Annotated in this window: 25 protein-coding genes; 15 read left to right on the plus strand and 10 right to left on the minus strand. The window is 48.7% G+C overall.

The genetic code is table 11. From position 1 onward, the window contains the following. Nucleotides 1-313 precede the first annotated feature (313 nt). The 4 genes from MJ770_RS05505 to MJ770_RS05520 form a co-directional block, all read right to left on the minus strand. On the minus strand, nucleotides 314-1,495 hold the full coding sequence (locus MJ770_RS05505) for a pyridoxal-phosphate-dependent aminotransferase family protein (RefSeq protein ID WP_239250606.1): 1,182 nt from the start codon (nucleotides 1,493-1,495) through the stop codon (nucleotides 314-316). Between the two features lie 240 nt (nucleotides 1,496-1,735). Then, entirely contained in the window at nucleotides 1,736-2,968 is a 1,233-nt protein-coding gene (glcF, locus tag MJ770_RS05510; RefSeq protein ID WP_239250607.1) for a glycolate oxidase subunit GlcF, read from the minus strand. A gap of 5 nt (nucleotides 2,969-2,973) precedes the next feature. Next, on the minus strand, nucleotides 2,974-4,038 hold the full coding sequence (gene glcE / locus MJ770_RS05515; protein WP_239250608.1) for a glycolate oxidase subunit GlcE: 1,065 nt from the start codon (nucleotides 4,036-4,038) through the stop codon (nucleotides 2,974-2,976). Continuing rightward, nucleotides 4,038-5,528 (minus strand): FAD-linked oxidase C-terminal domain-containing protein, encoded by a 1,491-nt coding sequence (locus tag MJ770_RS05520; protein ID WP_239250609.1) that lies wholly within the window; start codon nucleotides 5,526-5,528, stop codon nucleotides 4,038-4,040. The genes glcE and MJ770_RS05520 overlap by 1 nt, the downstream gene beginning before the upstream one ends. A 113-nt stretch (nucleotides 5,529-5,641) precedes the next feature. Between MJ770_RS05520 and MJ770_RS05525 the strand changes: the two genes are divergently transcribed. Further along, nucleotides 5,642-5,800 (plus strand): hypothetical protein, encoded by a 159-nt coding sequence (locus MJ770_RS05525; RefSeq protein ID WP_239250610.1) that lies wholly within the window; start codon nucleotides 5,642-5,644, stop codon nucleotides 5,798-5,800. Nucleotides 5,801-5,854: 54 nt separating this feature from the next. Beyond that, on the plus strand, nucleotides 5,855-7,948 hold the full coding sequence (locus MJ770_RS05530; protein WP_239250611.1) for an FAD-dependent oxidoreductase: 2,094 nt from the start codon (nucleotides 5,855-5,857) through the stop codon (nucleotides 7,946-7,948). Nucleotides 7,949-7,985: 37 nt separating this feature from the next. On the opposite strand, the gene MJ770_RS05535 is transcribed toward MJ770_RS05530, so the two are convergent. From MJ770_RS05535 to ftsY, 6 genes are all read right to left on the minus strand, one after another. Continuing rightward, complete coding sequence (locus tag MJ770_RS05535; RefSeq protein ID WP_239250612.1) at nucleotides 7,986-8,273, minus strand: ferritin-like domain-containing protein; 288 nt, start codon at nucleotides 8,271-8,273, stop codon at nucleotides 7,986-7,988. Nucleotides 8,274-8,516: 243 nt separating this feature from the next. After that, on the minus strand, nucleotides 8,517-9,797 hold the full coding sequence (locus MJ770_RS05540; protein WP_239250613.1) for an NRAMP family divalent metal transporter: 1,281 nt from the start codon (nucleotides 9,795-9,797) through the stop codon (nucleotides 8,517-8,519). A gap of 335 nt (nucleotides 9,798-10,132) precedes the next feature. After that, nucleotides 10,133-11,335, minus strand: a complete 1,203-nt coding sequence (locus MJ770_RS05545; protein WP_239250614.1) for a tetratricopeptide repeat protein — start codon at nucleotides 11,333-11,335, stop codon at nucleotides 10,133-10,135. A gap of 422 nt (nucleotides 11,336-11,757) precedes the next feature. Next, entirely contained in the window at nucleotides 11,758-12,666 is a 909-nt protein-coding gene (gene ftsX, locus MJ770_RS05550) for a permease-like cell division protein FtsX (protein WP_239250615.1), read from the minus strand. After that, entirely contained in the window at nucleotides 12,663-13,316 is a 654-nt protein-coding gene (ftsE, locus tag MJ770_RS05555) for a cell division ATP-binding protein FtsE (RefSeq protein WP_239250616.1), read from the minus strand. Before ftsE ends, ftsX begins: the two co-directional genes overlap by 4 nt. After that, nucleotides 13,313-14,287 carry a signal recognition particle-docking protein FtsY gene (gene ftsY / locus MJ770_RS05560; RefSeq protein ID WP_239250679.1) on the minus strand — a complete coding sequence of 325 codons (975 nt, stop codon included), beginning with the start codon at nucleotides 14,285-14,287 and terminating at the stop codon, nucleotides 13,313-13,315. Before ftsY ends, ftsE begins: the two co-directional genes overlap by 4 nt. Nucleotides 14,288-14,408: 121 nt before the next feature. Here ftsY and MJ770_RS05565 point away from each other — a divergent pair, with 121 nt between their 5' ends. The 13 genes from MJ770_RS05565 to MJ770_RS05625 all read left to right on the plus strand — a co-directional run bounded on the left by MJ770_RS05565 (nucleotide 14,409) and on the right by MJ770_RS05625 (nucleotide 26,561). Then, nucleotides 14,409-15,794: a M16 family metallopeptidase gene (locus MJ770_RS05565; RefSeq protein ID WP_239250617.1), complete on the plus strand. Its 1,386-nt coding sequence runs from the start codon at nucleotides 14,409-14,411 to the stop codon at nucleotides 15,792-15,794. Further along, complete coding sequence (locus MJ770_RS05570; RefSeq protein ID WP_239250618.1) at nucleotides 15,784-17,127, plus strand: M16 family metallopeptidase; 1,344 nt, start codon at nucleotides 15,784-15,786, stop codon at nucleotides 17,125-17,127. The genes MJ770_RS05565 and MJ770_RS05570 overlap by 11 nt, the downstream gene beginning before the upstream one ends. An 11-nt stretch (nucleotides 17,128-17,138) precedes the next feature. Then, complete coding sequence (rsmD, locus tag MJ770_RS05575; RefSeq protein WP_320412219.1) at nucleotides 17,139-17,675, plus strand: 16S rRNA (guanine(966)-N(2))-methyltransferase RsmD; 537 nt, start codon at nucleotides 17,139-17,141, stop codon at nucleotides 17,673-17,675. Further along, nucleotides 17,668-18,144 (plus strand): pantetheine-phosphate adenylyltransferase, encoded by a 477-nt coding sequence (gene coaD / locus MJ770_RS05580; protein WP_239250619.1) that lies wholly within the window; start codon nucleotides 17,668-17,670, stop codon nucleotides 18,142-18,144. Before rsmD ends, coaD begins: the two co-directional genes overlap by 8 nt. Before the next feature lie 17 nt (nucleotides 18,145-18,161). Next, nucleotides 18,162-18,419: a YfhL family 4Fe-4S dicluster ferredoxin gene (locus MJ770_RS05585; protein WP_239250620.1), complete on the plus strand. Its 258-nt coding sequence runs from the start codon at nucleotides 18,162-18,164 to the stop codon at nucleotides 18,417-18,419. A gap of 53 nt (nucleotides 18,420-18,472) precedes the next feature. Beyond that, nucleotides 18,473-19,390 (plus strand): D-hexose-6-phosphate mutarotase, encoded by a 918-nt coding sequence (locus MJ770_RS05590; protein WP_239250621.1) that lies wholly within the window; start codon nucleotides 18,473-18,475, stop codon nucleotides 19,388-19,390. Nucleotides 19,391-19,806: 416 nt separating this feature from the next. Next, nucleotides 19,807-20,706, plus strand: coding sequence for a TIGR01777 family oxidoreductase (locus tag MJ770_RS05595; RefSeq protein WP_239250622.1), 900 nt, complete (start codon nucleotides 19,807-19,809; stop codon nucleotides 20,704-20,706). Between the two features lie 434 nt (nucleotides 20,707-21,140). After that, nucleotides 21,141-22,484: a DEAD/DEAH box helicase gene (locus tag MJ770_RS05600; protein WP_239250623.1), complete on the plus strand. Its 1,344-nt coding sequence runs from the start codon at nucleotides 21,141-21,143 to the stop codon at nucleotides 22,482-22,484. A gap of 133 nt (nucleotides 22,485-22,617) precedes the next feature. Continuing rightward, on the plus strand, nucleotides 22,618-23,196 hold the full coding sequence (locus MJ770_RS05605; RefSeq protein ID WP_239250624.1) for a DUF1415 domain-containing protein: 579 nt from the start codon (nucleotides 22,618-22,620) through the stop codon (nucleotides 23,194-23,196). Next, nucleotides 23,189-24,196: a serine/threonine protein kinase gene (locus tag MJ770_RS05610; protein ID WP_445083129.1), complete on the plus strand. Its 1,008-nt coding sequence runs from the start codon at nucleotides 23,189-23,191 to the stop codon at nucleotides 24,194-24,196. Before MJ770_RS05605 ends, MJ770_RS05610 begins: the two co-directional genes overlap by 8 nt. A gap of 5 nt (nucleotides 24,197-24,201) precedes the next feature. Continuing rightward, complete coding sequence (locus MJ770_RS05615; RefSeq protein WP_239250626.1) at nucleotides 24,202-24,588, plus strand: YchJ family protein; 387 nt, start codon at nucleotides 24,202-24,204, stop codon at nucleotides 24,586-24,588. A gap of 76 nt (nucleotides 24,589-24,664) precedes the next feature. Beyond that, nucleotides 24,665-26,320: a peptide chain release factor 3 gene (locus MJ770_RS05620; protein WP_239250627.1), complete on the plus strand. Its 1,656-nt coding sequence runs from the start codon at nucleotides 24,665-24,667 to the stop codon at nucleotides 26,318-26,320. 13 nt (nucleotides 26,321-26,333) lie between these two features. Next, the gene (locus tag MJ770_RS05625; RefSeq protein ID WP_239250628.1) at nucleotides 26,334-26,561 is read left to right on the plus strand and encodes an RNA-binding S4 domain-containing protein; all 228 of its coding nucleotides are present in this window, start codon (nucleotides 26,334-26,336) and stop codon (nucleotides 26,559-26,561) included. Nucleotides 26,562-26,566: the final 5 nt, after the last annotated feature.

Genomic DNA, 26,566 nt, shown 5'->3' on the forward strand with positions numbered 1-26,566 from the left:
AATAAAATAATGCAACATAACATCAATAGGTTATGTTTATTTCAGCGTCGACTACCTAGCAATGTACCCCATGTATAAACAACAACTCATTGAACCCATTCACCAGTAATTGGATCCGCTACATCATTTGACCAAACGTATCTAAGTGCACCATAAAAAATCCCCCTTTGCTTCAACACAAAGGGGGATTCCGTAGAACAAACATTATTATATATACGGATCAATAATATCTAGGTAACCTCATGATTGTTCATTCACACCATAGTTATGATACTTTTTAACATCAACAACCCTTGAGAGCCACATAAACGAATCAGCCTGCCAGTACTTTTTGCGCCGCAGCTACTGCCACGCCATGCTGAACCGGTGCTTTCAGCCTGCCTAATACGTCATCCAGCGCGCCGAGGCATATCAAAATATTGCTCTGATTGCTGGCGTAACCCATTAAGCCAAAGCGCCATACCTTGCCTGCCATTACGCCCAAGCCGGCACCAATTTCCAGTTGATAATCGTTTAGCAAAGTAGAACGTACTGCAGCATCGTCCACGCCATCTGGAATGGAAATGGCATTCAGTTGAGGCAGACGTTCAGATTCTGGCACCACAAATTTCAATCCCATTGCTTCCAAGCCGGCGCGCAGGGCGAGGTGGTTTTTCGTGTGGCGAGCCCATGAATTTTCCAGGCCTTCTTCTTGTAACATCACCAATGATTCATGCAAGCCATACAGCGCATTAATCGGCGCGGTGTGATGGTAGGCACGTTTGGCTGAACCGCCCCAATAGCTCATGACCAGATTCAGATCCATGAACCAGCTTTGCACTTTGTGCTTGCGGTTTTTGATTTTCTCCAGCGCGCGCGTACTGAAGCTAACAGGGGAAAGCCCAGGTGTGCAGGAGAGGCATTTTTGTGTGCCGGAATATATTGCGTCTATTTCCCACTCGTCGACCTTCAGTGGCGAACCGGCGAGAGACGTGACTGCGTCAACGATGACCAAACAACCATATTTGTGAGCAAGTGCCGTCAATGTTTTGGCGTCAGACATGGCGCCTGTAGAGGTTTCTGCATGTACAAACGCAACGACCTTGGCATCAGAGTTCGCTTTGAGTGCATCTTCCACTTTTTGCGGGTCAACTGCGCGTCCCCAATCGTCCTGCACCATCACTGCAATGCCGCCGCAACGCTCAACGTTTTCCTTCATTCGTCCACCGAACACACCGTTCTGACATACGATGACTTTATCACCGGGTTCGATCAGGTTGACGAAGCAGGTTTCCATTCCAGCCGAACCTGGGGCTGAAACGGGCATAGTCAATTCATTTTTAGTCTGAAAAGCGTACTTCAACAGCTCTTTCATTTCGTCCATCAAGCTAACAAACATTGGGTCAAGGTGGCCAATGGTAGGGCGCGCCAAGGCTCCCAGTACACGTGGGCTGACATCCGAAGGGCCTGGGCCCATCAAAATACGCTGCGGGGGATGGAACGATTTTACTGCCATACTTTTTCTCCTTGCGGGTTGCGATTCTTTAATTTTACATTTTAACTTTTTTCACTGCTGTCAGTCGCCCCTTGTTGGGAAATAATTGAAGTACACCTCTAAACATCCAATTTTGCGAGCAATCGCATTGCGGCTTGCCTGCTTACCCCGTTTCTTCAACACATTGCTTACTTGTAAAAAATATCGCTTTCATATCGAATATATGCTGCGCTCAAATTTTTTACTTATGCCTTGTCTTGCTTAGGAACTTGAATTTTTAGCGCCGCTCTGCAATAGCTCGATCCAATGTTTCACCGGCAAACGGGCTGCGCTTTCCAAATGTAGCTGGCAACCGATGTTGGCGGTAGCGATGACCTCAGCTGCGCCCTGTTGCAGCGCATTTAATTTATTTTCCAGTAGCTGCTGCGACAGCTCAGGTTGCATCAGGGTATATGTGCCCGCAGCGCCACAGCACAAATGGCTGTCAACGATAGGAGTCAGCGTGTAACCGCATTTTTGCAGGATAGCTTCAACAACGCCAGACAATTTTTGACCATGCTGCAAGGTGCAAGATGATTGGTAAGCGACGTGCACACCTTTGCCGACATCGGCCAAGGCACTCAAATCTTCGCAAATCAAAATTTCGCTCAAGTCGCGTGTCAGTTCGCTGATGCGTGCCGCCTTCGCGGCATAATCTGGATCGTGTTTCAGTGCTTCACCGTATTCTTTCACCATCAGCCCGCAACCACTGGCGCTCATAACAATAGCTTCTGCACCTTGCTCAATATATGGCCACCAGGCATCAATATTGCGGCGCATCATTTCATGCGCCCCATTTATATCAGCCAAGTGCTGGTTCAGCGCGCCACAGCAGCCAGCCTTGGTGGCGCTGATTAAAGATATACCCAGTTTATCCAGCACACGCGCAGCAGCAAGGTTGGTATTCGGCGCACTCAGCGATTGCACGCAACCTTCTAATACCAGCATGCTGCGTTGATGAATCGTTTGCGGACGAGCTGACTGTACCCGTCGTTGAGGCGGGATTTTACGTTGCAAAGTGAGTGGTAACAATGGACGCACCACACGGCTAAGGTTAAGCACCAGCGAAAAACGCTTGGGATACGGTAGCACTGCCAGCAGACTGCGCCGCATAATTTTTTGCCACAGCGGACGCGGTGCGCGTTCCTCAATTATCTGCCGTCCGATATCAATCAAACGGCCATACTGAACACCGGATGGACAAGTAGTTTCGCAGGCACGGCAGGTCAGGCAACGATCCAGATGCAATTGCGTCTTCTCGCTGGATTGATTGTCTTCCAGCATTTCCTTGATCAGATAAATACGTCCGCGCGGGCCATCCAGTTCGTTGCCGAGCAATTGATAGGTGGGACAGGTGGCGTTGCAAAATCCGCAATGCACGCAAGAACGCAGAATTTCATTGGCTTCGGCGATGTCCGGATTAACTAGGTGTTCAGGAGAAATGGCAGTTTGCATATGGTTTACAAATTGGCGTAAATGCGCCCCAGGTTAAAAATTCCGTGCGGATCAAAACTAGCCTTGAGGCGTTGATGAATGACAAGTAAGGGCGCGGCAAGCGGCTGAAATATTTCGCCATTGTTTGCTCCGCCTCGGAACTGGGTGACATGCCCGCCTACTGCAGCGACGCGTTCGCGTATCAACGCAATGGGTTCATCACTCACTAGCCAACGCTGTGCACCACCCCAATCAAGCAACCATTCGCCGGCAATTTCTAAAGGTGGCACGGCGGGCTTTACCATTACGCGATACAGCGGATTCGCAGAACCAAGAAATGGCAGCTGATGTTCGCGTAAGGCGTGCCAGAAAAGCTCTGACTTTTCTATGACTTCGCCGCCTAAATGCTCATGAGCATACTTGACTGCTTGTTCGCTGCCGGACAGGCGCAGGTAGAAATGTCCCGCATGATAACAGGCCGCATCCACCGGCACGGGCTGGGACAGCAAATGACTCATTTTGCTTATAGCTTCTGCTGGAGTGCATTCCTGCATCGAAGTGTGACTCGCCGCTGGGCGCGGCAGCACTTTCAAGCTGATTTCCAACAACACGCCCAGCGTGCCATATGCACCAACCATCAGGCGCGAAACATCGTAGCCCGCCACGTTTTTTATCACCTGACCACCAACACGCAATATCTCGCCCTTGCCATTGATCAGTTTGCAACCCAATACAAAATCACGGGCGGAACCATAAAAAGGACGACGCGGCCCGGATAAACCGCAGGCTATGGTGCCGCCCAAGGTGGCGTTGACACCAAAATGGGGGGGCTCGAATGCCAGCATTTGTCCAGATTCTGCCAACGCAGCTTCAATTTCTTTGAGCGGCGTGCCGCTACGTGCAGTCAAAACCAACTCACGCGGATCATGTTCAACAATGCCGCAATGGGCACTGATATCGAGAGTTTCGCCGTGCGACTCTCGTCCTAAAAATGCTTTGCTATTTCCGCATTCGATCTTGAGCAGTGTCTTATTACCAATAGCCTTTTGCACTTGCTGTTGCAGCGTCTCGCTGATATCGCGCTCTAACATCAGAAACGCTCCAGCTCGGGATGAGACAACTGACCGTGATGAACGTGCATGGCGCCAAATTCTGCACAGCGTTGCAAGGTGGGTATGGCTTTCCCGGGGTTGAGTAAACCGTCGGGATCGAAAGCGGCTTTAACCGCGTGAAACTGGCTAAGTTCAGCCGAATTAAATTGAATACACATCTGATTAATTTTTTCCATGCCGACGCCATGTTCACCGGTTATCGAACCGCCCATTTCAACGCACAGTTGCAAGATACGCTGACCGAATTCTTCGGTGCGTGCCAATTCGCCATCCTTATTGGCATCGAACAAAATCAACGGATGCAGATTTCCATCTCCTGCATGAAATACATTCGCCACCGGCAAGCCATACTCTTCCGACCATAAGCTGATCTGGCGCAATACATGCGGCAATTGACGACGTGGAATCGTCCCATCCATGCAGTAATAGTCTGGTGAAATGCGGCCCACTGCGGGAAAGGCTGATTTACGCCCCTTCCAGAACAGCTGTCTTTCTGCTTCGTTAACGGCAGTGCGCACCTCGGTCGCACCGTTCTGATGTAATATTTTGCGCACTTTCATGACGTGCTCGGAAACTTCCGCATTGGTGCCATCCAGCTCGCACAGCAAAATCGCTTCTGCGTTACAGGGATAACCGGCATGCGCAAAATCTTCTGCCGCTTGAATGGCTACTTTATCCATCATTTCCAGACCAGCCGGAATAATTCCAGCAGCGATTATGGCTCCGACCGCCTCCCCGGCTTTGAAGACATCATCAAATGCCGCCAGCAAAACTTGTGCGCGCTCCGGCTTGGCCAGTAACTTTACAGTAACCTCAACGATTACCGCCAGCATGCCCTCCGAACCAGACATCAATGCCAGCAGATCATAGCCAGAAGAATCCAGTGTTTCAGCACCGATAGTCAGCAATTCCCCCTCTATCGTCACCACTTTCAACATCAGGATGTTGTGAACGGTCAGGCCATATTTGAGGCAATGTACTCCGCCGGAGTTTTCCGCGACATTGCCACCAATGGTGCATGCAATTTGTGAGGAAGGATCAGGCGCATAATACAAGCCATACGCAGCAGCAGCCTCGGAAATTGCCAGATTGCGCACACCCGGTTGCAAAGTGGCCATCGCATTTTCTGGATCGATATGAAGTATGCGTTTAAATTTCGCCAGACTCAGCAGCACGCCATTAGATAAAGGTAGTGCCCCACCGGACAAACCGGTACCTGCGCCGCGCGCCACGACGGGCACCTGCAATGCATGACATAGGCGCATGATGGCCTGCACTTGCGCGACAGTTTCAGGCAACGCAACTACCAAGGGCAGTCGGCGATAAACCGATAGCCCGTCGCACTCGAACGGACGTAGATCTTCTTTGTCGGTGAGTACGGCTTCTGGCGGCAACAGCTTTCGCAGTTTACGGATCAGATCTTCATGCACGTCGCGATTACATGGCAATCCATCTTCTGATACTGACATGAACAATTAATATAAAAAATTAGCAAGATACGGGATTTCATCAGAGTTTGATTCGAAAAGCAACTGGCAAGCAGGTAGTTGTAACCAGATAAAACATTCAAGTGAGGAAGTTCATGAGTTCAGCGAACAACATTTTGCCGATGTTTATGACAGCCTTCGGAATAATGCCAGAACCGAATTCCGCCGTTCAAATAGAAGACACCCTCATTACTGTGGCATTTTGCGTCAATCATGGCTGTCAGCAGCTCGCCTCTCAATTAACCGGACAGTAGTGCTGGCACAATGTGCCCTCATGATATGATCGTTTGAAACATATAGGGGGTTGTATGGCTTGTACACATTTCGATAGTATTCACGAAGTTACACCCTCTGCAGAGGGCTGCGAAGATTGCTTGAAAACCGGAGATTCATGGGTGCAGCTTCGCCTATGTCGCCAGTGTGGCCATGTCGGCTGTTGTGATAGTTCGACAAACAAACATGCAACCAAACACTATCATGCGACCGGCCATCCGATCATGGAATCCTTCGACCCCCCGGAACCGTGGGGCTGGTGCTACATCGATCAGGAGAAGCTTGATCTCAGCGGAAATCAGACCGTACACTTCCACCCTTCTTCGGTTTCTTTCAAGACTCCCGTGATGAACGAAGGCTCTGACGATTTGCTCTCACCAGGGCTGGATCAAGTAGACGACATCTCATCCACCGCGGTAAATAAACCATTGTCTCCCAGCCTAGCATCGCGAAGCGAGCAAACGCATTTCAAACTTGTCCCCGCAGAAATTAATCGCTTACGACGATTTGGCACGGTGCACACTTTGCAGCCCGGCGAAATATTATTCGATCCCAGCACACCCAAACCGGGCATGTGTGTCTTGCTGAGTGGACGCGTTCTGATAACGCGCAAAAATGCCTTGGGTATTGAGATTCCCATAGTTGAAAACGGGCCGGGCAACTTCACGGGAGAAGTTGCCCATCTTTCGGGTCTTCCCGCGCTTGCTACTGGGCGCACCCTTGAGGTAGTCGAAGTATTGGCGATAGATCCGCCTTCCTTGCGCGCAATGGTCGTGGCTGAAGCCGAGCTTGGGGAACGTATTATGAGAGCCTTGATCCTGCGGCGCTTGGGTTTAATCGAAACCGGTGGAGGCGGACCGCTGCTGATTGGCGCCCCCGGCAGCGCCGGTATGGTGCGGTTGCAGGGCTTTCTTTCAAGAAACGGCCATCCTCATCTTGTATTGGATCCGGCACGAGATAGCATCGCGGAAGATGTGATGAAGCTCCACCAGCCGCGTCCAGACGAATTGCCGCTGGTTGTTTGTCCCGATGGAACGGTTGTTAAGTGCCCTACCGAAAGGGAGCTTGCACGTCACCTCGGCTTGTATGTCGAGCTGAGATCTGATCATGTCTACGACATAGCGATCGTTGGCGCCGGCCCCGCTGGCCTCGCCTGTGCGGTATATGCTGCATCTGAAGGGCTTTCCGTGCTTGTGCTCGACGCTCATGCGTTCGGTGGTCAGGCTGGCGCGAGCGCTAGAATTGAAAATTACTTCGGTTTCCCGACCGGAATTTCCGGCCAGGCGCTCGCCGGACGCGCTTATGTGCAGGCGCTGAAATTCGGAGCTGAAATGGTGGTACCCGTTGAAGTGATGTCGCTCGATTGCACACGCTTTCCTCGCGCGCTCCAGCTTGATTGTGGCGGACAGGTTTTGGCAAAAGCCGTGGTTATCGCGACAGGTGCAAAATATCGGCGTCCTGGCATACTCGAACTCAAGAAATACGAAGGTCGCGGCGTTTATTACTGGGCTTCGCCGATCGAAGCCGCGTTATGCGGACAGGAGGAAGTCGTGGTCGTGGGTGGCGGCAATTCGGCTGGTCAAGCCATCGTATTCCTGGCCAGCCACGCAGCACACGTTCATCATTTAATTCGCGGCTCCGACCTGGCAAAAAGCATGTCGAAATATCTCATTGACCGTATCGGATTGCTGGCGAACGTTACGCTACATACAGACTCAGAGATTGTGGCAATCGAAGGTTGTGATGAAGGCGTGAGCGGCGTGCAGTGGCTCAATCGTAAAGACGGCAGCAAACAGACTAAATCCATCCGGCGCATATTTCTGTTCGTGGGTGCCGATCCAAACACCAACTGGCTCGAGAATTGCGGTGTAAAACTTAATGATAAGGGATTCGTCTGTACCGGAATCGATCTATCGCCGGCCAACTACGCGCAGTCCCTGTCGCTTGAAACTTCGATAGCGGGAGTATTTGCAATCGGCGACGCACGTGCCAGCTCAACTAAACGTGTCGCTGCGGCCGTGGGTGAAGGTGCCGCAGTGATCGCCCAGATGCACGCCTGGCTTGCATCGCATGAAAGTGTTCCGGCGCAAGCCACCGAAGATGACAAACCCTTGAGGAGTATTAACTGAATTCAGCCCAGCTTGCTGAGCTGATTCGTTAGGAATTTTACTTGTGAGCTATTGGTTTATCCGTAAACAAATAATCTTTTAACTCTTTATCCAATCTAGGATCTTGTCTTCTGATCCATTCAAGCACCATTGCTGCATGTTCTTTTTCTTCGTCTCGATTATGAGCAAGAATCGCTTTCAAATCCTCATTTTTGCACGCATCAACTCTTTGGTTGTACCAGTCTACTGCTTCAAGCTCTTCCATGAGTGATGTAATTGCTCTGTGCATATCTCTCGTTTCATCTGTCAGTTCATTTATGGGTTCGTGATAGCCTTCATTAGACATTTTTATCTCCTTGAGAAATTATGTTGGGATTGCAATACATATTATATAAGCCATAGTCAGCATGCTGTGCAAGCTACGAGAAACAGTATTTGACACCAAACCAGCAGACTGTCGGGCTTAAAGGAAATCAGCGCCTCTAAACACTCAAGCTTCAAGGTACGTCACGAGTGAAAAATTTTAGCACGGCATATTATGCTGATATGTAGGTGTTAATTTTTTGGAGTAACGCCGTACCATGACAAATTAAAGCAATAAATAACTTATCGAGCAGCCAATCAATGCTAACAATCCCGACAGACACCAAAGTAGCTTGCCTTTGCCAGGCCGATATTGGATGGGAACATCTTTATTAAACATTGCCAGTGTATTCAATATAGCCAGAACGGGTGCCGCTACAAAGGCAATAACCGTTGCTATTTTTACCATTTCACCCATTGATGTCAGATAAAAAAATAATATTGACAGGGTTCCTGCGATAGTGACAAGCAACCAGACCAAATAGGTTGTTTGATTGTTACGATGTGCTACCCACTTGGGAAATAACAATTCAAAGGTTGTGCTAATCGTACGGGGAAAAGCATCTAGCAAAGTAATTGTCGTACTGAACATTGTTGCCAGTGCGGCAACTGCAATAATTGGATAAGCCCAGTTGCCAAGTATTTGTTGGTACATGCCTAAAAACTGTCCGGCAAATGCTGCGCCATCGGGTTCGAAAGATTCGCCGCTGCCATACATGACTAAAGCGCCTAATGTGAGAAAGCACATTGCCAATAAGGCCGTACCGATAAAACCCACTCTAAAATCAAATAATGCCGTCTGCATACTGGTTCGTTTGCCGTCACTTTCATTTTTGCTTTCTGACCATACAGAGTGCCAAACTGATACATCCATTGGTGCCGGCATCCAACCAAGAAACGCTACCAGAAATATCAAATGCGTGGTGTCAGAAAAGGAAAAATCAACAGTTCCTGATGCATAGTGCCCAGGATTGTCAAATAATAAGGTTATGATAGCGGCAACCGATGTAACCGTTAGTACTAAAATAATAAGCTTAACCAGTTTATCCAGCAAAATATAATGCCCACTAACCAATAACGTGAAGCAAAGCAGCAGTAAACCGCTACTGATAATTGCCGCAACAGTTTGAGGGCCATAGCCACCCAGTCCTTCCAACCCAAAGATATTAGTGACTAATCCTGCCGTGACAACGGTAACGGCCGCCTGAATAATGAACATGGTTGATAATGTCATTAACAGGTAAACCCACACGGCCCATTTACCCAATTTTCGGTAACCGTGCAGTATGTTTTTTCCAGTAGCAGCTGTATAACGCGGACCAAATTCAAAAAATGGGTATTTAATTAAATGGATAATGACGATAGCGATCATCAAATCGAATCCAAATATACCGCCAGCTCGTGTTGATTGGACTAAATGTGATACGCCAACGGCCGCACCTGCATACAATAACCCGGGCCCAAGACGGGGAAGCAAGTTATTAACAATATTATGATATATGCGCATCTTCTATTCTTTCGTCAGCTGGTAACATTCTTTTTGTAAGTCCAACCACTCACCACTGCCGACATGCCGACGCACTTCATTTTTTTCACAAGGGCTCACATTTCTGCCCCAGATGCACGGACGGGAATTTCATAAACTTTATTGGCAATACTTGAGAACACCTTGAACAGTTTCAGATCGAAGTAGATACCTGATTCAATCAGCGGGAGCGGGTTTTTGCAGGGGTGTTTTAACAATAGTCAGGTCATGCGGCATTAATCGCGCAAGCACGTCAGAAAATTGGCCCGGTTGCAATGAGGGATTAAATAGCTGAAGCGTCCCCACCTTCACTTGGCTCAAGGCAAAATAAAAGCGTTCGAATACACGTTCGCTATTTTAAAATCAAGCTTTCGCAAGGTTTGGTAAGTCTCTAGCACTTTGTCCTGCTGACCATTGCGGAAATAAGCTTCACCTAAGTTATACCAGACACTTGCATTTTCCGGTTCGATGCGAATAGCTTCTCGAAAGGCGGAAATCGCTTGTTTGTATTGCTTAAGATTGCCGTGAGCGATGCCCAAATTATTCCAGGCAGAGGCATGCTCTGGATCAATGCGTAGCGCCTCCTGATAGGCCTGAATTGCTTGACTGTGTTGTTTGATGTTGTTATGAATATTACCCAGATTATTCCAGGCATCGGCATATTCAGGCTGAATACGTAATGCTCTTCGATAGGCTTTAATTGCCTTCTCATATTGTTGAAGGTTTTTGTGAGCGATGCCCAAGCTAAACCAAGCGTCTGCACTTTCTGGTTCACTTTTAACCCACTTCTGCGAAAGCTTCAACATTCCGGACCAGTTTTGTTTGTCTTCCAAAGCAACCACCCGGTTGAGCCAAGCCAACCCGTTTTTTTTTCCCGCCTCCGGAACACCTTGAGCCCGTTTCGGCAGCTCCCCTATCCAATCTACAGGTAGGGCGAAGTTCAGATTCTGTCCATCCGCGTGATAAAACGTGGTGATACCGATTAATTGACCTTGATCATTGAATAACCCGCCACCACTGGAACCAAGAGAAATTGCGGCGGAGGTCTGGATGTATTCCGCGCCGTCATGAGGGCGCAAACTGGAGATAAGTCCTTCGCTCAAGGTTAGCTCCAGATCTTCCGGTGCACCAATTGCATAAACACGCTGGCCCACCTTGAGCTTTTTGGCAGTGCCCAGGACAGCGGGCGGCGCTTGTAAATCGGGCACATTTAACTGACACAGATCGCGACTTGGATCCGAATATTGCAAGGTGGCTGAGAATTTACTGCCGGATTGCCGTACTCGTTGACTTTTTCCTCTTTTCACAACATGACAATTGGTAATTACCTGGCCAGTGCTTATCACTACGCCACTGCCCTGTCCTATGACTTTATTCTTCGCATCGAAGATATCCACTACCACAACGGAAGGCGACACTTGTTCAAAAATTTGTTCTGGTGTTTTGGCAGCGGCAAGCGAAGAAAGCAAAGCAAGTGATACACCGGCAGTAATCACAGAGTAAAAATATTGAAATCTCATGATTTTCTCGTTTTAAATTCTAAACAATCACATATACAGGAATTGGGCCCAATGATCGCAGTTTGTTTACTTAGCATAAGTTCAGTTTTACCCCTGAAGTTTTTTCGTTTCAACAAATATTGTATAAATTACTAAATTTACGAGCACTCTTAATTATCAACAGCTTGTAGCATTCAGTTTTTTTTCATAGAGCCAAACTCTAATAATTAAAGGCTTAAAAATGAAGTCGTTATTTTAAGTTCATTAAGAGCACAGGCTCTCCCTACGATATATCACTTTAAGACTAAAAGACTCGGTGTTAGTTTAAGCACAACAGGTGGATAAACATTAACACAATCGAATCAGCCACAACCTTTGATTACAAGTCATTAATCATCCCTAATTTTGTCTCTTGCTGGGTATCGCTCAGTAATGCGGGGGCCTTAGCGAGGTTCAATTTTCCATAAATGCTGGGCGACGGACAGCCAAGCGCCTAACCAGCCAAGGTAAGCCGATAACAGCAATAATGTGGTGCTGTCGCCTACAGAGGGCAACAGCAGGGCAAAGTTGCTGGTATATAAATGCGTCAACTCTGAGAGGCTGCTATTAAGCAAATACAAGCTGACAGTAATGAGAACCCACGCTACGGCACCACCCATGAGCCCTTGCAGAAGACCGAAATACAGAAATGGTCGGCGAATGAAAGCGTTGGTAGCGCCAATCAATTTGGATACTTCGATTTCTTCGCGTTGAGTGAGAATTTGCAAACGGATGGTGTTGAAGGTAACGGCCACTAGTGCAACACTGAGCAGTACAGCTAGAAAAAGTACGGCCAACAAACCGAATTTGAGCATAGCTTCAAGTTTATATGCCCAAGCTGAATCCAATTGCACATGCTCAAAGTTAGGCCATTTTTGCAACTCATCGCGCAACGCTTCTAATGCCTCCGCATCAGATGTTTCAGGATAAATAATATAGGCATCCGGCAGCGGGTTCTGCTCCATTCCGCCGATTACATCAGTCAGTCCGGTGGTCTGTTTCAGCTGTTCCAGCGCTTGATCACGCGGCACAAATTTCACCTCATTGATGCCAACGTGCTGCTTTAATTGTTTGCCGATCTGGGTGACTTCGTTCCTACTGGCATCCATACTCAAGAATATGCTGATCTGCTGCGTCCCAACCTCTTGTTCAGCCAGACTTTGTACGCTTTTCAGCAGTAAATACATACCCGCCGGCAAGCTAAGTGCAATGCCGAAAACCAGAATATTCAGGAGGCTGGACAACGGTGTAGTGAGGAAACGGCGCAGAGTAAGCCGCAACACGTGAACATGCGATACCAGTAAGTTTTTCATGGGCACAACATCCCATTTTTTAATGCCAGCACGCGTCCTTTGAACTGGCGCAAAATACTTTCGTCATGAGAAGAAATCAACAGCGTAACGCCAACCTGATGAAACGAGTTGAAGATATTCATGATGTCTCGGGCATAGTCCACATCCAGATTACCGGTCGGTTCGTCTGCCAACAGGATAGAAGGACGGTTCACTATGGCGCGTGCGATGCACAAAAGTTGTTGTTCGCCGCCTGACAGAGCGATCGGGCTGGTTTTTTCATGTTTGAGCAAGCCTACCTTATCTAGCGCAGCTCGTACGCGTTTGGCGCTTTCGCGGTGATCGAAGCCGCAGATTTGCAGTGGCAGCATTACGTTGTCAAACACACTGCGGTCAAACAGTATTTTATGATCCTGGAAAATCAAGCCAAGGTTGCGACGCAAGTAAGGTAATGCCCCACCCTTGATCGAACTGACGTTCTGTCCTTTTACTACAATGCTGCCCGAGTTAGGTCGTTCAATGGCAGCAACAAGTTTGAGCAATGTGCTTTTTCCTGCGCCAGAGTGACCGGTGAGGAAGATCATTTCACCTTCGGTGATCTCAAAACTGACATTCTTGAGTGCTTCATAGCCTCCGGGGTAACGCTTGCATATTTTGCTGAACTGGATCATTCATCCAGCCCCAGTAGTGCCGTAACGAAGTCTTCCGCTACAAATGGGCGCAGGTCATCCAGCCCTTCACCCACGCCGATAAAGCGCACAGGGATGGGATGCGCTTTGGCGATGGCAGCAATTACGCCCCCTTTAGCAGTACCGTCCAGCTTGGTCAGTATCAGCCCAGTGACGGCCAACGCATCATCGAATGCCTTGACTTGGCTCAGTGCGTTTTGCCCGGTGTTTGCGTCCAGTACCAGCAGCACTTCGTGCGGTGCACCAGGTAACGCCTTGGCAATAACGCGCTTGACCTTTTTGATTTCTTCCATCAGATGAACCTGCGTAGACAGGCGGCCGGCGGTATCTGCCAGCACTATGTCTATTTTACGTGCCTGAGCTGCTTGTACAGCATCGAAAATCACCGCTGCGGCATCGCCGCTCTGCTGGGCGATAACCGTAACATTGTTGCGCGCACCCCATTCCATTAACTGTTCGCGTGCAGCGGCACGGAAGGTATCACCTGCAGCCAATAACACGGACTTACCTTGCCCTTGAAAATATTTTGCCAGCTTGCCAATAGAGGTTGTTTTGCCAGCGCCGTTTACCCCGGCCATCATAATGACACAGGGGTTATGTAAGTCGGTTTCCAAAGGCTGAGCCAGGGGTTTAAGCAGTTTAATCAGGTCATGAGCTAATGCGTTCTTTAGCTGAACCACTTCAGTGAGTCGCTGCGCTTTGACTTGCCTGCGCAACTCAGCCAGCAAAAATCGAGTGGCGTCCATTCCGACATCTGCGGTAATCAGGATGGTTTCCAGCTCTTCATACATCTCGTCGTCGATCTTGCCGCCACGGCTAAACAAATCAGACATCTGACTTGACGTACGCGCCAGCCCGCTCTTAAGCCGGCTGATCCAGCCACTTTTTTTAGGCGGCTCTTCGACAGGGTTGGATTTACTTTCGGAAGGGGATTTTTTTAGGAAGCCGAACATTGTAATGAAATTTTTGGAGGTGGCAGAAAGATAGCTAAATAGAGCATAATACACATTCAGTCGTAACGGCTTTAGCCGCCACCGATATTCTATTCTGATTGAGTTGTTTTGGGCTAAAAAAATGCGTATACAAATATCAAAATACCTGCTGACGATTACTATTTTATTGCCTGCGGCACTTTTATTCTCTGCTGAAGCACAAGCGGAGGTATTTGAGAAGACACTCGACAATGGCCTGAAGGTAATAGTGAAGGAAGATCACCGTGCTCCTGTTATCGTTCAACAATTATGGTATCGCGCCGGCAGCATGGACGAAAATGTTGGAATCACCGGGATCGCACATGTGCTGGAACATATGATGTTCAAAGGAACCAAAACCGTGCCGGTTGGGCAGTTTTCCAAGCGCATAGCCGCTGCGGGTGGACGCGAAAATGCCTTCACGAGCAACGATTACACGGCATATTTCCAACAGTTGCACAAATCCGAGTTACCTCTTGCTATGCAACTCGAATCCGATCGTATGGTCAATTTGTTTCTGACGGAGACTGAATTCAGCAAAGAAATTAAAGTCGTTATGGAAGAGCGGCGCATGCGCACGGATGATGAACCGCACGGCCTGATGAACGAAAAATTGATGGCCACGGCTTACCAGGAGCATCCCTACCGTACTCCAATAATTGGCTGGATGAACGATTTGCAGACACTTACAGTTAATGATGCCAAGACCTGGTATAAAAATTGGTATGCGCCAAATAATGCAACATTGGTAGTGGCAGGAGATATAAAGGCAAGCGAGGTATTCGCGTTGGCACAGCGTTTCTATGGCCGCATTCCATCGCGTAGCTTGCCCGCGCGCAAGCATTTCAGCGAACCGCCGCAGTTAGGCTTGAAGCGCATTGTAGTTAAAGCACCAGCAGAACTACCGCATCTGGTAATGGCTTATCACGCTCCTTCGCTACGCGACCCAGAGAATGATTGGCAACCGTATGCCTTGCAAATACTGTCCGGCATTCTCGATGGCAATGCTTCGGCGCGCTTGAACAAAATATTGGTGCGAGAAAAGCAACTGGCCAGTAATGTTGGCGCTGGATATGACGCCACCTCGCGTGGACCAGGCATGTTCGTGATAGAAGGCACCCCCAGCGAAGGCAAAACCGTGACAGAGTTGGAAGAGGGTTTGCGCGAGCAAATAGCGATTCTGAAACGAGACGGCGTGAACGACGAGGAGCTTAAGCGTGTCAAGGCACAGGTGACTGCCAGTGAAGTATACAAACTCGATTCACTGTTTTATCAGGCGATGCAAATTGGACAGCTTGAAAGTATAGGGCTGTCATACAAAGCTATTCCTACTATGCTCAAAAAAATACAAGCAGTAACCGCGCAGCAGGTGCAGGATGTGGCACGGAAATTTTTGCAGGACGACGAGCTGACCATTGCCGTGCTTGAACCACAGCCACTTTCCGGCAAACCGAAAAAAACGAATAAAGAGGTAACACATGCACACTAAATTCTTTGCCGCTGTGATGTTGTTGTTGGCTGGCATCACATCTGCACTCGCCGCACCTCAGATTCAGCATTGGCAATCGTCAAGTGGCGCACGTGTGTATTTCGTGGAAAACCATGATCTGCCAATGCTGGATTTAACCGTTACTTTTGGCGCAGGAAGTAGCTTTGATGTGGCGGAAAAATCCGGATTAGCAGGGCTGACTCATGCAATGCTGGACCTGGGTGCAGAAGGTTTGAGCGAGAACGACATCGCACGAAATCTGGCCGATATTGGTGCACAATTGGGAATGAGTTTCGATGCAGATAGTGCTGGTGTAAGTTTGCGCACATTGAGCAGTCATGCAGAACGCACTCAAGCGCTGGATATTCTGGCGAGTGTATTGCAACATCCGCTATTCCCAGAAAAAGTGTTGGCACGAGAAAAGGCGCGCTTGATCGCGGGTCTGAAAGAAGCTGAAACCAAGCCGGAAAGCATCGTTGCAAAAGCCTTCGGCAAGGCCGTCTTCGGTACCCACTCTTATGGTTTACCGGCGCCGGGTGAAGTCGCAACTGTGGGGAAAATTCAGCGTGCTGACATTGAGGCATTTTATCGTAAACATTATTTTGCCAAAAATTCCGTGATTGCCATTATGGGCGATGTGACGCGTGCCGAAGCTGAAGCTATCGCGCAAAAGCTCACCGAACAATTACCACAAGGCGTTGAGACGGCGCAAATTGCACCGGTGACTATGCAAATTAAAGCGAGTGAGCAGCGCATAGCTCACCCGGCTAGTCAGAGCCATATTCTGATGGGCGCACCCGGAATGGCACGTAAAGACCCGGATTACTTCGCCCTCTATGTGGGCAATCACATTCTCGGCGGAGGGGGGTTTGTGTCCCGACTGATGCACGAAATCCGCGAAAATCGTGGCCTTGCCTATAGTGTCTACAGTTATTTCATGCCGATGAAGCTGCCAGGCGCGTTTCAGATCGGGCTACAAACCAAAAAAAATCAAGCCGATGAGGCGCTGCAACTCGTGCGCGCTACGCTACGTGACTTTATTGAAAAAGGCGTGACAGAAAAAGAATTAAAAGCATCCAAGCAAAACATCATTGGCGGTTTCCCGCTGCGCATCGATAGCAATAAAAAAATCGTTAACTACCTGAGTGTTATTGGATTTTATAACTTACCTTTGACCTATCTAGATGATTTTGTCGAAAATGTTGATAAAGTTACCATCTCACAAATTCGTGCAGCCTTTAAACGTCGAGTCAATCCGGATGCGATGGCCACTGTCATCGTTGGTGCACCGGAAACCAAACAGCCAGATAATAAAGCAGGAGCGGTGCAATAAATCGGGTACGCATTATCGGCGGCAGCCATCGCAGTCGTTGGGTTGAGTTTCCGGACGAGGAAGGTTTACGCCCCACGCCGGATCGCGTGCGAGAAACTTTGTTCAACTGGCTGGGGCAAAATCTTAACGGCATGCGCTGCCTGGATCTGTTCGCTGGTAGCGGGGCATTAGGATTTGAAGCAATGTCACGTGGTGCGGCAGAGGTAGTAATGGTCGAACGTAATCGTACTATCATTCGCGCCTTGCAAAAAACCATCATAAAATTAGACTGTTCTAATGTGTTGCTGCGTTGTGAAGATGGGCTAGAATTCGCGCACCAAAAAAATGGGCTATTCGATGTGATTTTTCTGGATCCTCCATTTCAGAGTGATTATCTGCAAAAATTGCTTCCACTACTTACTGACAAACTAACACAAGACGGGTTGGTATTCGTTGAGAGCGGTCAGATCTTTGAACCTGACCAAACTTGGCAGGTGGTGAGGCATGCTAAATCGAGTACTGTGCATTATCAATTATTGAGATGCGAAAGTGCGCTAAAACATGATTAAAGTTGTTTATCCTGGTACTTTTGATCCAATCACGTGTGGACATGAAGATGTAGTCCGCCGTGCCGCAGGACTATTCGATGAAGTTGTAGTGGCTGTGGCCGAAAGTCGCAGCGTTACATTGTTCTCATTGGATGAACGTGTCGCCATGGCGCGTGAAATTTTCGCTGACTTTGTCAATGTACGAGTAGAAGGTTTTTCTGGATTATTGATGAATTATGTGCGAACGCAAAATGCACGCGTAGTATTGCGCGGTTTGCGCGCAGTATCAGATTTTGAATATGAATTTCAGATGGCGGGAATGAACCGCAGCCTGCATCCGGATGTCGAAACCCTGTTCTTGACGCCAGCGGAGCATTACACCTTTATCTCAGCAAGTATGGTGCGTGAGATTGCCCGCTATGGCGGCGACGTCAGTAAATTTGTGTCTCCATTGGTGGCGATCAAATTGACTGAGAAAAACTTAACTTAATTTTAAAGAGGAACAGTGTGGCTCTGATTATTACCGACGAATGTATTAACTGTGACGTATGCGAACCGGAATGCCCGAATGATGCTATTTCGCAAGGCGATACTATTTATTACATAAATCCTAACAAATGCACCGAGTGTGTAGGACATTATGAAACACCACAGTGTGTGGAAGTTTGCCCAGTAGACTGCATTCCGCTCGACCCAGACCATAAAGAAAGCGTGGAGCAACTTCAAGCTAAGTATGAAAAACTTATGGCGGCGAAGGGTGAGTAGTTGGCAGCCGCCAATAGTTTGTGTGTAACGCGGAAAAATACTAAGGATTAAAAATGAACCAGTTGAATGTATCCACGCTGAACCAGCAATTCGCCATTCCTGGACAACTTGAGTTTACTGAAGATGTAGGCGGATTAATTCTTGCGTGCATTACCAACAAACACGCAAAATCTACCATAGCATTACAGGGTGCGCATGTTATGACCTTTGAGCCGGTGGGCGAAAAACCAGTCATTTGGCTTAGCCCTGCAGCCAAATTAGCACCTGGAAAATCTATTCGTGGCGGCGTGCCAATTTGTTGGCCGTGGTTTGGTGCCCACGCAACCGACAGCACTTTCCCAAGTCATGGATTTGCCCGTACCGCTCCCTGGCAAGTTGTGGCCAGCGAAGCATTATCAGATGGCAGCACGCGTATCACCTTTGAATTTCCTCAGAGCTCAATTCCTCCTGCGCAATGGCCGCACGCTTGCCGAGTTCGAAACATCATTACGGTCGGCAAAGAGATGAGCGTGGAGCTGATCACTGAAAATACCGGCCAAACCATGTTCGAAATTGGCGAAGCGTTGCATACTTACTTCGTTATCAGCGATGTAGATCAAATTCACATCACCGGTTTGGAAGGCTGTACTTATCTTGACAAAGTAGGTGATTGGCAACGCAAAACACAATCGGGCGCAATTACGATAGCCGCAGAAGTAGACCGTCTCTATGTGGATACCGACTCGGACTGTTTGATTGATGACAGCGGCCATAAGCGCAATATTCGTATTGCCAAGCGCGGCAGTCGTTCCACAGTAGTGTGGAACCCATGGGTGGAAAAAGCCGCGAAAATGGGTGATTTCGGCAGCGACACAGGCTATCGCGGCATGGTCTGCGTGGAAAGCGCGAATGCAGCGGAGAATTGTGTTGAAGTCGCAGCAGGCGCAACCCACTCGTTGCAAGTAACCTACAGTATTGAGAAATCACAATAGACAAGATACTGTGATGGGGTCAAGCGATGAAGGCAGTTTATATAACAAATGCTAACTTTGTCCCCATCGATACTTTGTGACGGCGTAATATGATTGATCTTACGTGAATAGCCGACCACCTGAAAATTGTTTGACGTTAAAGACGGTACCTACCACGCTTTCCTTTCAATTCACTAAGTTTGCTCTGACCCGAATGCCACTAAGTTAAGCCCTTTTAGCAAGGTCAGACTATTGTGAAACCCGCGCCAATACTGGCTTAACTTATTGTTTTAGCAATGCCGAAGCCCCTTAACTTAGTGGCATTCGGTTCAGAGTAAATTTAAAGTTTTTGTTATGAAATCTTAAAATTAATCACTTCATTAAATTTACTCTGCCTCCAATTACACTGCGCTTTGTGATTGATAAGGAGCCAGTCCATGAAAATATTGATAACAGGCGGAACTGGGTTTATTGGCCAAACATTATGCCCAGCATTACTGACAGCAGGTCACTCATTAACGGTTTACAGCCGCCACCCTGATAAAGTCAATGCCGTACTTGGCGATCAAGTTACGCCACTCAATTCCTTGAAGACGCTATCTGAGTCTGATTCTTTCGAAGCCATTATTAATCTTGCTGGCGCACCGATTTTTGGTAAACGCTGGACGGATGAGCGCAAACAAGTCCTTCTACATAGCCGCATTGATGTTACTCAGGATCTGGTGAAATTTATTGCGTGTGCGCATATTAAGCCTGTTGTTTTCTTGAGTGGCTCAGCCATTGGCTTTTATGGTGACCAGGGCGACACAATAGTCGACGAAACATCACCTGGCCAAGATGATTTTGGCCGCCAGCTTTGTGTCGAATGGGAAAACGAGGCAGTGGAAGCCAAGGAGCATGGTGTTCGAGTATGTCAATTACGCACAGGCCTGGTGGTTGGCAAAAATGGCGGTTTCTTGCAACCGATGATACTGCCGTTCAAATTAGGGTTGGGTGGGCGACTGGGTAGTGGCAAACAATGGATGCCCTGGATTCATATCGACGACCATGTGGCCATTTGCTTGGCATTACTTAATAGCGCTGAGCTTAATGGCCCATTTAACCTGACCGCACCTAACCCAGTTACTAACCAGGTATTTGCCCAAACACTAGCAAAAACCCTTCATCGCCCCGCTTTTCTACCTGCACCAGCATGGGTTCTTAAGCTCTTACTGGGCGAAATGTCTGAATTGCTACTAGGCAGTCAACGTGTTATTCCCAAGCGGATGTCAGGTACTGGTTATCAATTCAAGTTTACTGAATTGGGTGCAGCGCTACATCAAGTTTTGTGTGAATAGATTATTAACCCAGATAAACCATTAGACCTGATTCGTGCGATGATTTCGCATTCCCCCCTTTAAGAAAGGGGGGCTAGGGGAGATTTGAGCATTGCAGGGACACAAAAACCCCCCTCAATCCCCCTTTTTCAAAGGGGGAGGCTGGTTAAATTGCCTAATGGATTATCCGGGATTAACACAGTGTGGGGGCAGGTTTTCACACAACAACATAACGTAAATCCACTGTGACGGTATCAAACGATGCAGGTAGTTTATATATGTAGGGCACCTCTAAAAAATCAATCCGGTAACGAAATTCAATTCTGTTATAATTCAATGAGTGGTGTTAGGTTCTAGTCTTCTTGCCGCTGTCCATACTGGTTTAAAAACCCATCTATCTGCCTAAGACTGGCGCCATCAACGGCGACAGGCCGATTTTTTTCTAGGAATAATTTATGAATTTTTCAGATCTCGGCTTGTCCGATGAACTCGTTCGCGCTGTTACCGAGCGTGGTTACACTGAGCCAACGCCCATTCAGGCGCAGGCTATCCCTGTTGTTCTGTCCGGCGGCGATCTGCTGGCTGGTGCACAAACCGGCACCGGCAAGACTGCCGGTTTCACCCTGCCTATCCTGCAACGACTTACTGCGCCTGCGAAAGCTGCAACCGGTAAGGCACCGATTCGCGCGTTAGTTCTTATCCCCACGCGCGAGCTTGCTGCGCAGGTAGAAGAAAGCGTGCGCGATTATGGCAAATACCTCAAACTTAATTCGATGACTATGATTGGTGGCGTTAACATCAATCCGCAAATTCAGCGTTTGAGAAGCCGTGTGGACATTTTGGTTGCCACACCTGGCCGACTGCTCGATCACTTGCAGCAGAAAACGGTGGATCTGTCGCATATTGAAATTCTGGTGCTGGATGAAGCCGACCGTATGCTAGACATGGGTTTCATCCGCGACATCAAAAAAATCCTGGCGATATTGCCCAAGCAACGGCAAAACCTGTTGTTTTCCGCCACCTTCTCCAATGAGATCAAGTTGTTGGCCGATGGGCTGCTCAACAAACCGGCGATGATAGAAGTGGCGCGCAGAAATGCGACTGCAGAACTGATTACGCAGAAAATTTACCCGGTGGATCGCGAAAGAAAGCGTGAGTTGCTCATCCATCTAATCAAGGAATACAACTGGCATCAGGTGCTGGTATTTACACGCACAAAACACGGAGCCAACAAGTTAGTTGAACAACTCAACAAGGATGACATTCCAGCGCTGGCCATTCATGGCAATAAGAGCCAAGCAGCGCGCACCCGTGCATTGGCAGAATTTAAAACCGGCAAACTGCAGGTGCTGGTGGCAACTGACATTGCTGCGCGTGGTATTGATATCTCCGAGTTACCGCACGTAGTTAACTTTGAGATGCCTAATATATCGGAAGATTATGTCCACCGCATTGGACGCACCGGGCGTGCGGGTAGCGAAGGTGAAGCAAGTTCTCTGGTATGTATTGACGAGCATAAGCTGCTGCATGACATTGAGCGATTGACCAAGCGTGAAATTCCAGTTGTGCAAGTGCCAGGTTTCGAACCTGATCCGCGCATTAAGGCAGAGCCTATTTTAAACGGCCAAAATCGTGGGCAAGGCAGTAGTAGTGGGCGCGGGCAAGGACAGGGACAAGGGCGTGGTGGTCAGAGCCGTACTCGTGCAGCACCGCGTACGGGCAATGCTCCAAGCCGCACTAATGGTAAGCCTGCAGCTCGCGCATCTGCATCGCACCGTTCCGGTGGATACGGTCGTTAAACAATGTATTCGCCAAGATCTGGAGCTAGCAGTCTGTCCAGCAATTAACCGACCCCGACCAGGCTGATCAATTTTTTTTAAGAAGTTATCAGCCGTATTGGAGAGCATGACTCAACTTTCTAGAACGCCTGAAATGAATATCACAACAGACGAAACAATCATAGCTGCAACCAAACTGTGGTTGGAGCGGGCCGTCATTGGTCTTAACCTGTGCCCGTTCGCCAAGAACGTTCACGTAAAAAATCAGATACGCTATGTAGTGAGCAATGCGACCACACATGAGGACTTACTAAGAGACCTCATGCGTGAACTGGAAGTGTTGGCCGAAACGCCAGCAGTCAAGATCGACACAACTTTGCTTATTCACCCCTATGTGCTGACTGATTTTTTTGAATACAACGATTTTCTCGATATAACTGATGCTGCGCTGGAAGACATGGATCTGGAAGGCGCGTTGCAAGTGGCCAGTTTTCACCCACAGTATCAGTTTGATGGGACGCAACCTGACGATATCGAAAACTACACCAACCGGTCGCCGTACCCCATGATGCATTTGCTGCGTGAAGCTAGTATGGTGCAGGCGGTGTCTGCTTTTCCTGAAGCCGAAAAAATATTCGACAAAAATATTGAAACACTACGATGTTTGGGTCACGCAGGCTGGAATGATTTGGGGCTGGTTCAGCCCACTCCTCCCCTAAAAAATAATGCCTGAAAAAAACAATTTGACGGTAGCATCACCCAATTTCTCTTTACTTACCCCCGATTGTGTCATGAACGCATTGGATAGCCTGAACTGCCGCAGCGATGGCCGTCTGCTCGCGCTTAACAGCTACGAGAACCGCGTCTATCAAGTAGGTATGGAAGAAGGTGCGCCGCTGGTCGCAAAATTTTATCGGCCAGAACGCTGGACAGACCTTGCCATACTCGAAGAGCACGCTTTCGTGCAAGAGTTGGTCGAACGCGAAATTCCAGTGGTACCTGCTTTGGTGCTGGACGGCAAAACACTGCACACCTTCGAAGGGTTCCGCTTCGCAGTTTTTTCCAAGCATGGCGGACGGGCACCTGAGCTTGAAGATCGAAACACGCTGGAATGGATGGGACGTTTTCTTGGTCGCATCCACGCCATTAGCGCGCTCAAACCGTTTCAGCATCGCCCTACCCTTGGTATAGACAGCTTTGGTGTAGAACCACTAGGTTATTTATTGACCAATAATTTTATCCCTGCTGATCTTGAGGCTGCCTATCAAAGCGTAGCCGAGCAGGCACTGGCGGGTGTGCGTCATTGCTATGAGCATGCGGGTAGCAATGTAAAATCACTACGCCTGCATGGAGATTGCCATGCAGGCAATGTACTGTGGACAGATGACGGCCCGCACTTCGTTGATTTTGACGATAGCCGCATGGGGCCTGCCGTGCAGGACTTGTGGATGTTGTTGTCGGGCGAACGTGCTGACATGACGCGACAGTTGAATGATGTGCTGGCAGGATATGAAGATTTTTACGATTTTGACTCACGTGAATTGCATCTGATTGAAGCACTGCGCACCTTGCGCCTGATTCATTATTCCGCTTGGCTGGCACAGCGGTGGGACGATCCAGCCTTCAAACAAGCCTTCCCGTGGTTTAATACTCAACACTATTGGCAAGATCGCATTCTAGAATTGCGTGAGCAGATCGCGCTGATGGAAGAACCGCCACTATTGTCGGCTTGATTGATATGCAAACTCATTGCGCTTGCGACAGCAATAAAAACTTCACAGACTGTTGTGGGTGTTATATCGAGGGCAACGCGTCTGCCCCCAGTGCTGAAGCATTAATGCGTTCCCGCTATGTTGCTTACACATTGGGACGCGAGGATTATTTACTAGCAACTTGGCACCCCTCTACACGCCCCACCACATTGGATATGGTTGATAATATAGAGACCAAGTGGCTGGGATTGAAGGTGAAGCGCCATGAGTACAATCCTCAGGAACCAGACCGCGCGGTAGTGGAGTTTGTGGCACGCTACAAAGTGGGTGGCCGCGCACATCGATTGCACGAAGTAAGTCGCTTCGTGCGGGAAGACGAACAATGGTTTTATGTGGATGGCGACATTCGCTAAATTCAGATTAAGCACCTAGTAGTCTGTCGGAATTGTTTATTTTTTGTAACACTATATTTTCACGAGAACATTCATCATGGAAACGGATTCTGTAACACAGCCTGTACTACAAGCGGTCGACGCACCTGCACCTGTCTCACGTGATTTAAACACGCGCGAAGTGGCGCGCCGTCGCACCTTTGGCATCATCTCCCACCCGGATGCGGGCAAAACCACGCTGACCGAAAAATTATTGTTATTTTCTGGCGCGATTCAATTGGCGGGTACCGTGAAGGCACGCAAGAGTGGTCGCCATGCAACTTCCGACTGGATGGAAATCGAGAAACAACGCGGCATCTCTGTAGCCAGCTCAGTGATGCAGTTCGAATATCGTAACCATGTGGTTAATCTCCTCGATACCCCCGGCCACCAAGATTTTTCCGAAGACACCTACCGCGTGCTCACCGCTGTAGATTCCGCGCTTATGGTTATCGACGCGGCCAAGGGTGTGGAAACACAAACCATAAAATTACTTAACGTGTGCCGCATGCGCGACACGCCCATCATAACTTTCATTAACAAGATGGACCGTGAAACACGCGACCCAGTGGAATTGCTGGATGAGGTTGAGTCTGTTCTTAATATCCAGTGCGCACCGGTGACTTGGCCGCTGGGGATGGGCAAGACTTTTCGTGGTGTCTATCATTTATTGCGCGATGAAATTCTGCTGTTCGCGGCGGGCGATGAACACGCCAATCAAGATGTTGAAATAATTAAGGGTATCGATAACCCACGCCTTGTAGAAATGTTCCCACTGGAAATAGAGCAACTTAAAGCAGAAGTTGAGCTACTGCATGGTGCTTCTCACCCTTTTGATCTTGCCGCGTTTCTGGCCGGCACTCAAACACCCGTATTCTTCGGCTCCGCCATTAACAACTTCGGCGTGCGCGAAATCCTCAACGCCCTCTTGGATTGGGCGCCAGCGCCGAGTGAACGCGATGCGACCGCGCGTGTTGTCGCACCTAACGAGGCGCCGTTTACTGGCTTCGTATTCAAGATACAAGCCAACATGGACGCGAATCATCGTGACCGCATCGCCTTCTTGCGTGTTTGCTCCGGGCACTTTGAACGTGGCATGAAGATCAAACACCTGCGTATTAACCGCGAAATTCGTGTGTCTAACGTTGTCACCTTCATGGCCTCCAACCGTGAGCAGGTAGAAGAAGCCTACGCTGGCGACATCATCGGTTTACCCAACCATGGCAACATGCAAATCGGCGACAGCTTTTCCGAAGGTGAGTTATTGCAGTTCACCGGCATTCCTTATTTCGCGCCAGATTTCTTCCGCTCCGTGCGCATCCGGAACCCAATCAAGGTTAAGCAGTTGCATAAAGGCTTGCAGCAACTTGGTGAAGAGGGTGCGGTACAAGTATTCAAGCCAGTTAGTGGAGGTGATTTAATTCTAGGCGCGGTCGGTGTACTGCAGTTCGATGTAGTTGCCAGCCGTTTGATGGGCGAATACGGCGTGGATGCCGTATTCGACGGTACCAATACCACGAGCGCACGTTGGGTTACTTGTAACGACAAAAGAATGCTCGCCGATTTTGAGAAAGCCTTATCGCACAACGTCGCCTACGATGCCGCTAACAATATGGCCTATCTCGCACCGAACAGCGTCAATCTCAAACTCACCCAGGAACGCTGGCCACAAGTGGTTTTCCACACTACCCGCGAACATGCGGTGAAACTGTAATTAATTTCCGACCATGACAACGTCCATACAACAATTTGAATTTAAACTTAACGGCGAATTTATTGAGCTAAACCAATTACTTAAAATAGTTGGCGTGTGCGATAGTGGCGGCGCGGGCAAGACGCTGGTCGCGGAAGGTGTCGTATCGGTGGACGGGCACTTGGAATTGCGCAAAACCTGCAAAATACGTGCAGGATCAGTGGTAACACTGGGCGATGTACGCATCACAGTGCTTACATAATTTTC

Origin of the sequence: Candidatus Nitrotoga sp. M5 (assembly GCF_927904885.1) — a bacterium.
In the GTDB taxonomy this organism is placed as follows: Bacteria; Pseudomonadota; Gammaproteobacteria; order Burkholderiales; family Gallionellaceae; genus Nitrotoga.

What these genes read in the sequence shown, in the direction of transcription:
- MJ770_RS05505 (WP_239250606.1), bottom strand. Translation starts at nt 1,495, where the DNA reads ATGGCAGTAAAATCGTTCCATCCCCCGCAGCGTATTTTGATGGGCCCA.
- glcF (WP_239250607.1), bottom strand. Translation starts at nt 2,968, where the DNA reads ATGCAAACTGCCATTTCTCCTGAACACCTAGTTAATCCGGACATCGCC.
- glcE (WP_239250608.1), bottom strand. Translation starts at nt 4,038, where the DNA reads ATGTTAGAGCGCGATATCAGCGAGACGCTGCAACAGCAAGTGCAAAAG.
- MJ770_RS05520 (WP_239250609.1), bottom strand. Translation starts at nt 5,528, where the DNA reads ATGTCAGTATCAGAAGATGGATTGCCATGTAATCGCGACGTGCATGAA.
- MJ770_RS05525 (WP_239250610.1), top strand. Translation starts at nt 5,642, where the DNA reads ATGAGTTCAGCGAACAACATTTTGCCGATGTTTATGACAGCCTTCGGA.
- MJ770_RS05530 (WP_239250611.1), top strand. Translation starts at nt 5,855, where the DNA reads ATGGCTTGTACACATTTCGATAGTATTCACGAAGTTACACCCTCTGCA.
- MJ770_RS05535 (WP_239250612.1), bottom strand. Translation starts at nt 8,273, where the DNA reads ATGTCTAATGAAGGCTATCACGAACCCATAAATGAACTGACAGATGAA.
- MJ770_RS05540 (WP_239250613.1), bottom strand. Translation starts at nt 9,797, where the DNA reads ATGCGCATATATCATAATATTGTTAATAACTTGCTTCCCCGTCTTGGG.
- MJ770_RS05545 (WP_239250614.1), bottom strand. Translation starts at nt 11,335, where the DNA reads ATGAGATTTCAATATTTTTACTCTGTGATTACTGCCGGTGTATCACTT.
- ftsX (WP_239250615.1), bottom strand. Translation starts at nt 12,666, where the DNA reads ATGAAAAACTTACTGGTATCGCATGTTCACGTGTTGCGGCTTACTCTG.
- ftsE (WP_239250616.1), bottom strand. Translation starts at nt 13,316, where the DNA reads ATGATCCAGTTCAGCAAAATATGCAAGCGTTACCCCGGAGGCTATGAA.
- ftsY (WP_239250679.1), bottom strand. Translation starts at nt 14,287, where the DNA reads ATGTTCGGCTTCCTAAAAAAATCCCCTTCCGAAAGTAAATCCAACCCT.
- MJ770_RS05565 (WP_239250617.1), top strand. Translation starts at nt 14,409, where the DNA reads ATGCGTATACAAATATCAAAATACCTGCTGACGATTACTATTTTATTG.
- MJ770_RS05570 (WP_239250618.1), top strand. Translation starts at nt 15,784, where the DNA reads ATGCACACTAAATTCTTTGCCGCTGTGATGTTGTTGTTGGCTGGCATC.
- coaD (WP_239250619.1), top strand. Translation starts at nt 17,668, where the DNA reads ATGATTAAAGTTGTTTATCCTGGTACTTTTGATCCAATCACGTGTGGA.
- MJ770_RS05590 (WP_239250621.1), top strand. Translation starts at nt 18,473, where the DNA reads ATGAACCAGTTGAATGTATCCACGCTGAACCAGCAATTCGCCATTCCT.
- MJ770_RS05595 (WP_239250622.1), top strand. Translation starts at nt 19,807, where the DNA reads ATGAAAATATTGATAACAGGCGGAACTGGGTTTATTGGCCAAACATTA.
- MJ770_RS05600 (WP_239250623.1), top strand. Translation starts at nt 21,141, where the DNA reads ATGAATTTTTCAGATCTCGGCTTGTCCGATGAACTCGTTCGCGCTGTT.
- MJ770_RS05605 (WP_239250624.1), top strand. Translation starts at nt 22,618, where the DNA reads ATGAATATCACAACAGACGAAACAATCATAGCTGCAACCAAACTGTGG.
- MJ770_RS05610 (WP_445083129.1), top strand. Translation starts at nt 23,189, where the DNA reads ATGCCTGAAAAAAACAATTTGACGGTAGCATCACCCAATTTCTCTTTA.
- MJ770_RS05615 (WP_239250626.1), top strand. Translation starts at nt 24,202, where the DNA reads ATGCAAACTCATTGCGCTTGCGACAGCAATAAAAACTTCACAGACTGT.
- MJ770_RS05620 (WP_239250627.1), top strand. Translation starts at nt 24,665, where the DNA reads ATGGAAACGGATTCTGTAACACAGCCTGTACTACAAGCGGTCGACGCA.
- MJ770_RS05625 (WP_239250628.1), top strand. Translation starts at nt 26,334, where the DNA reads ATGACAACGTCCATACAACAATTTGAATTTAAACTTAACGGCGAATTT.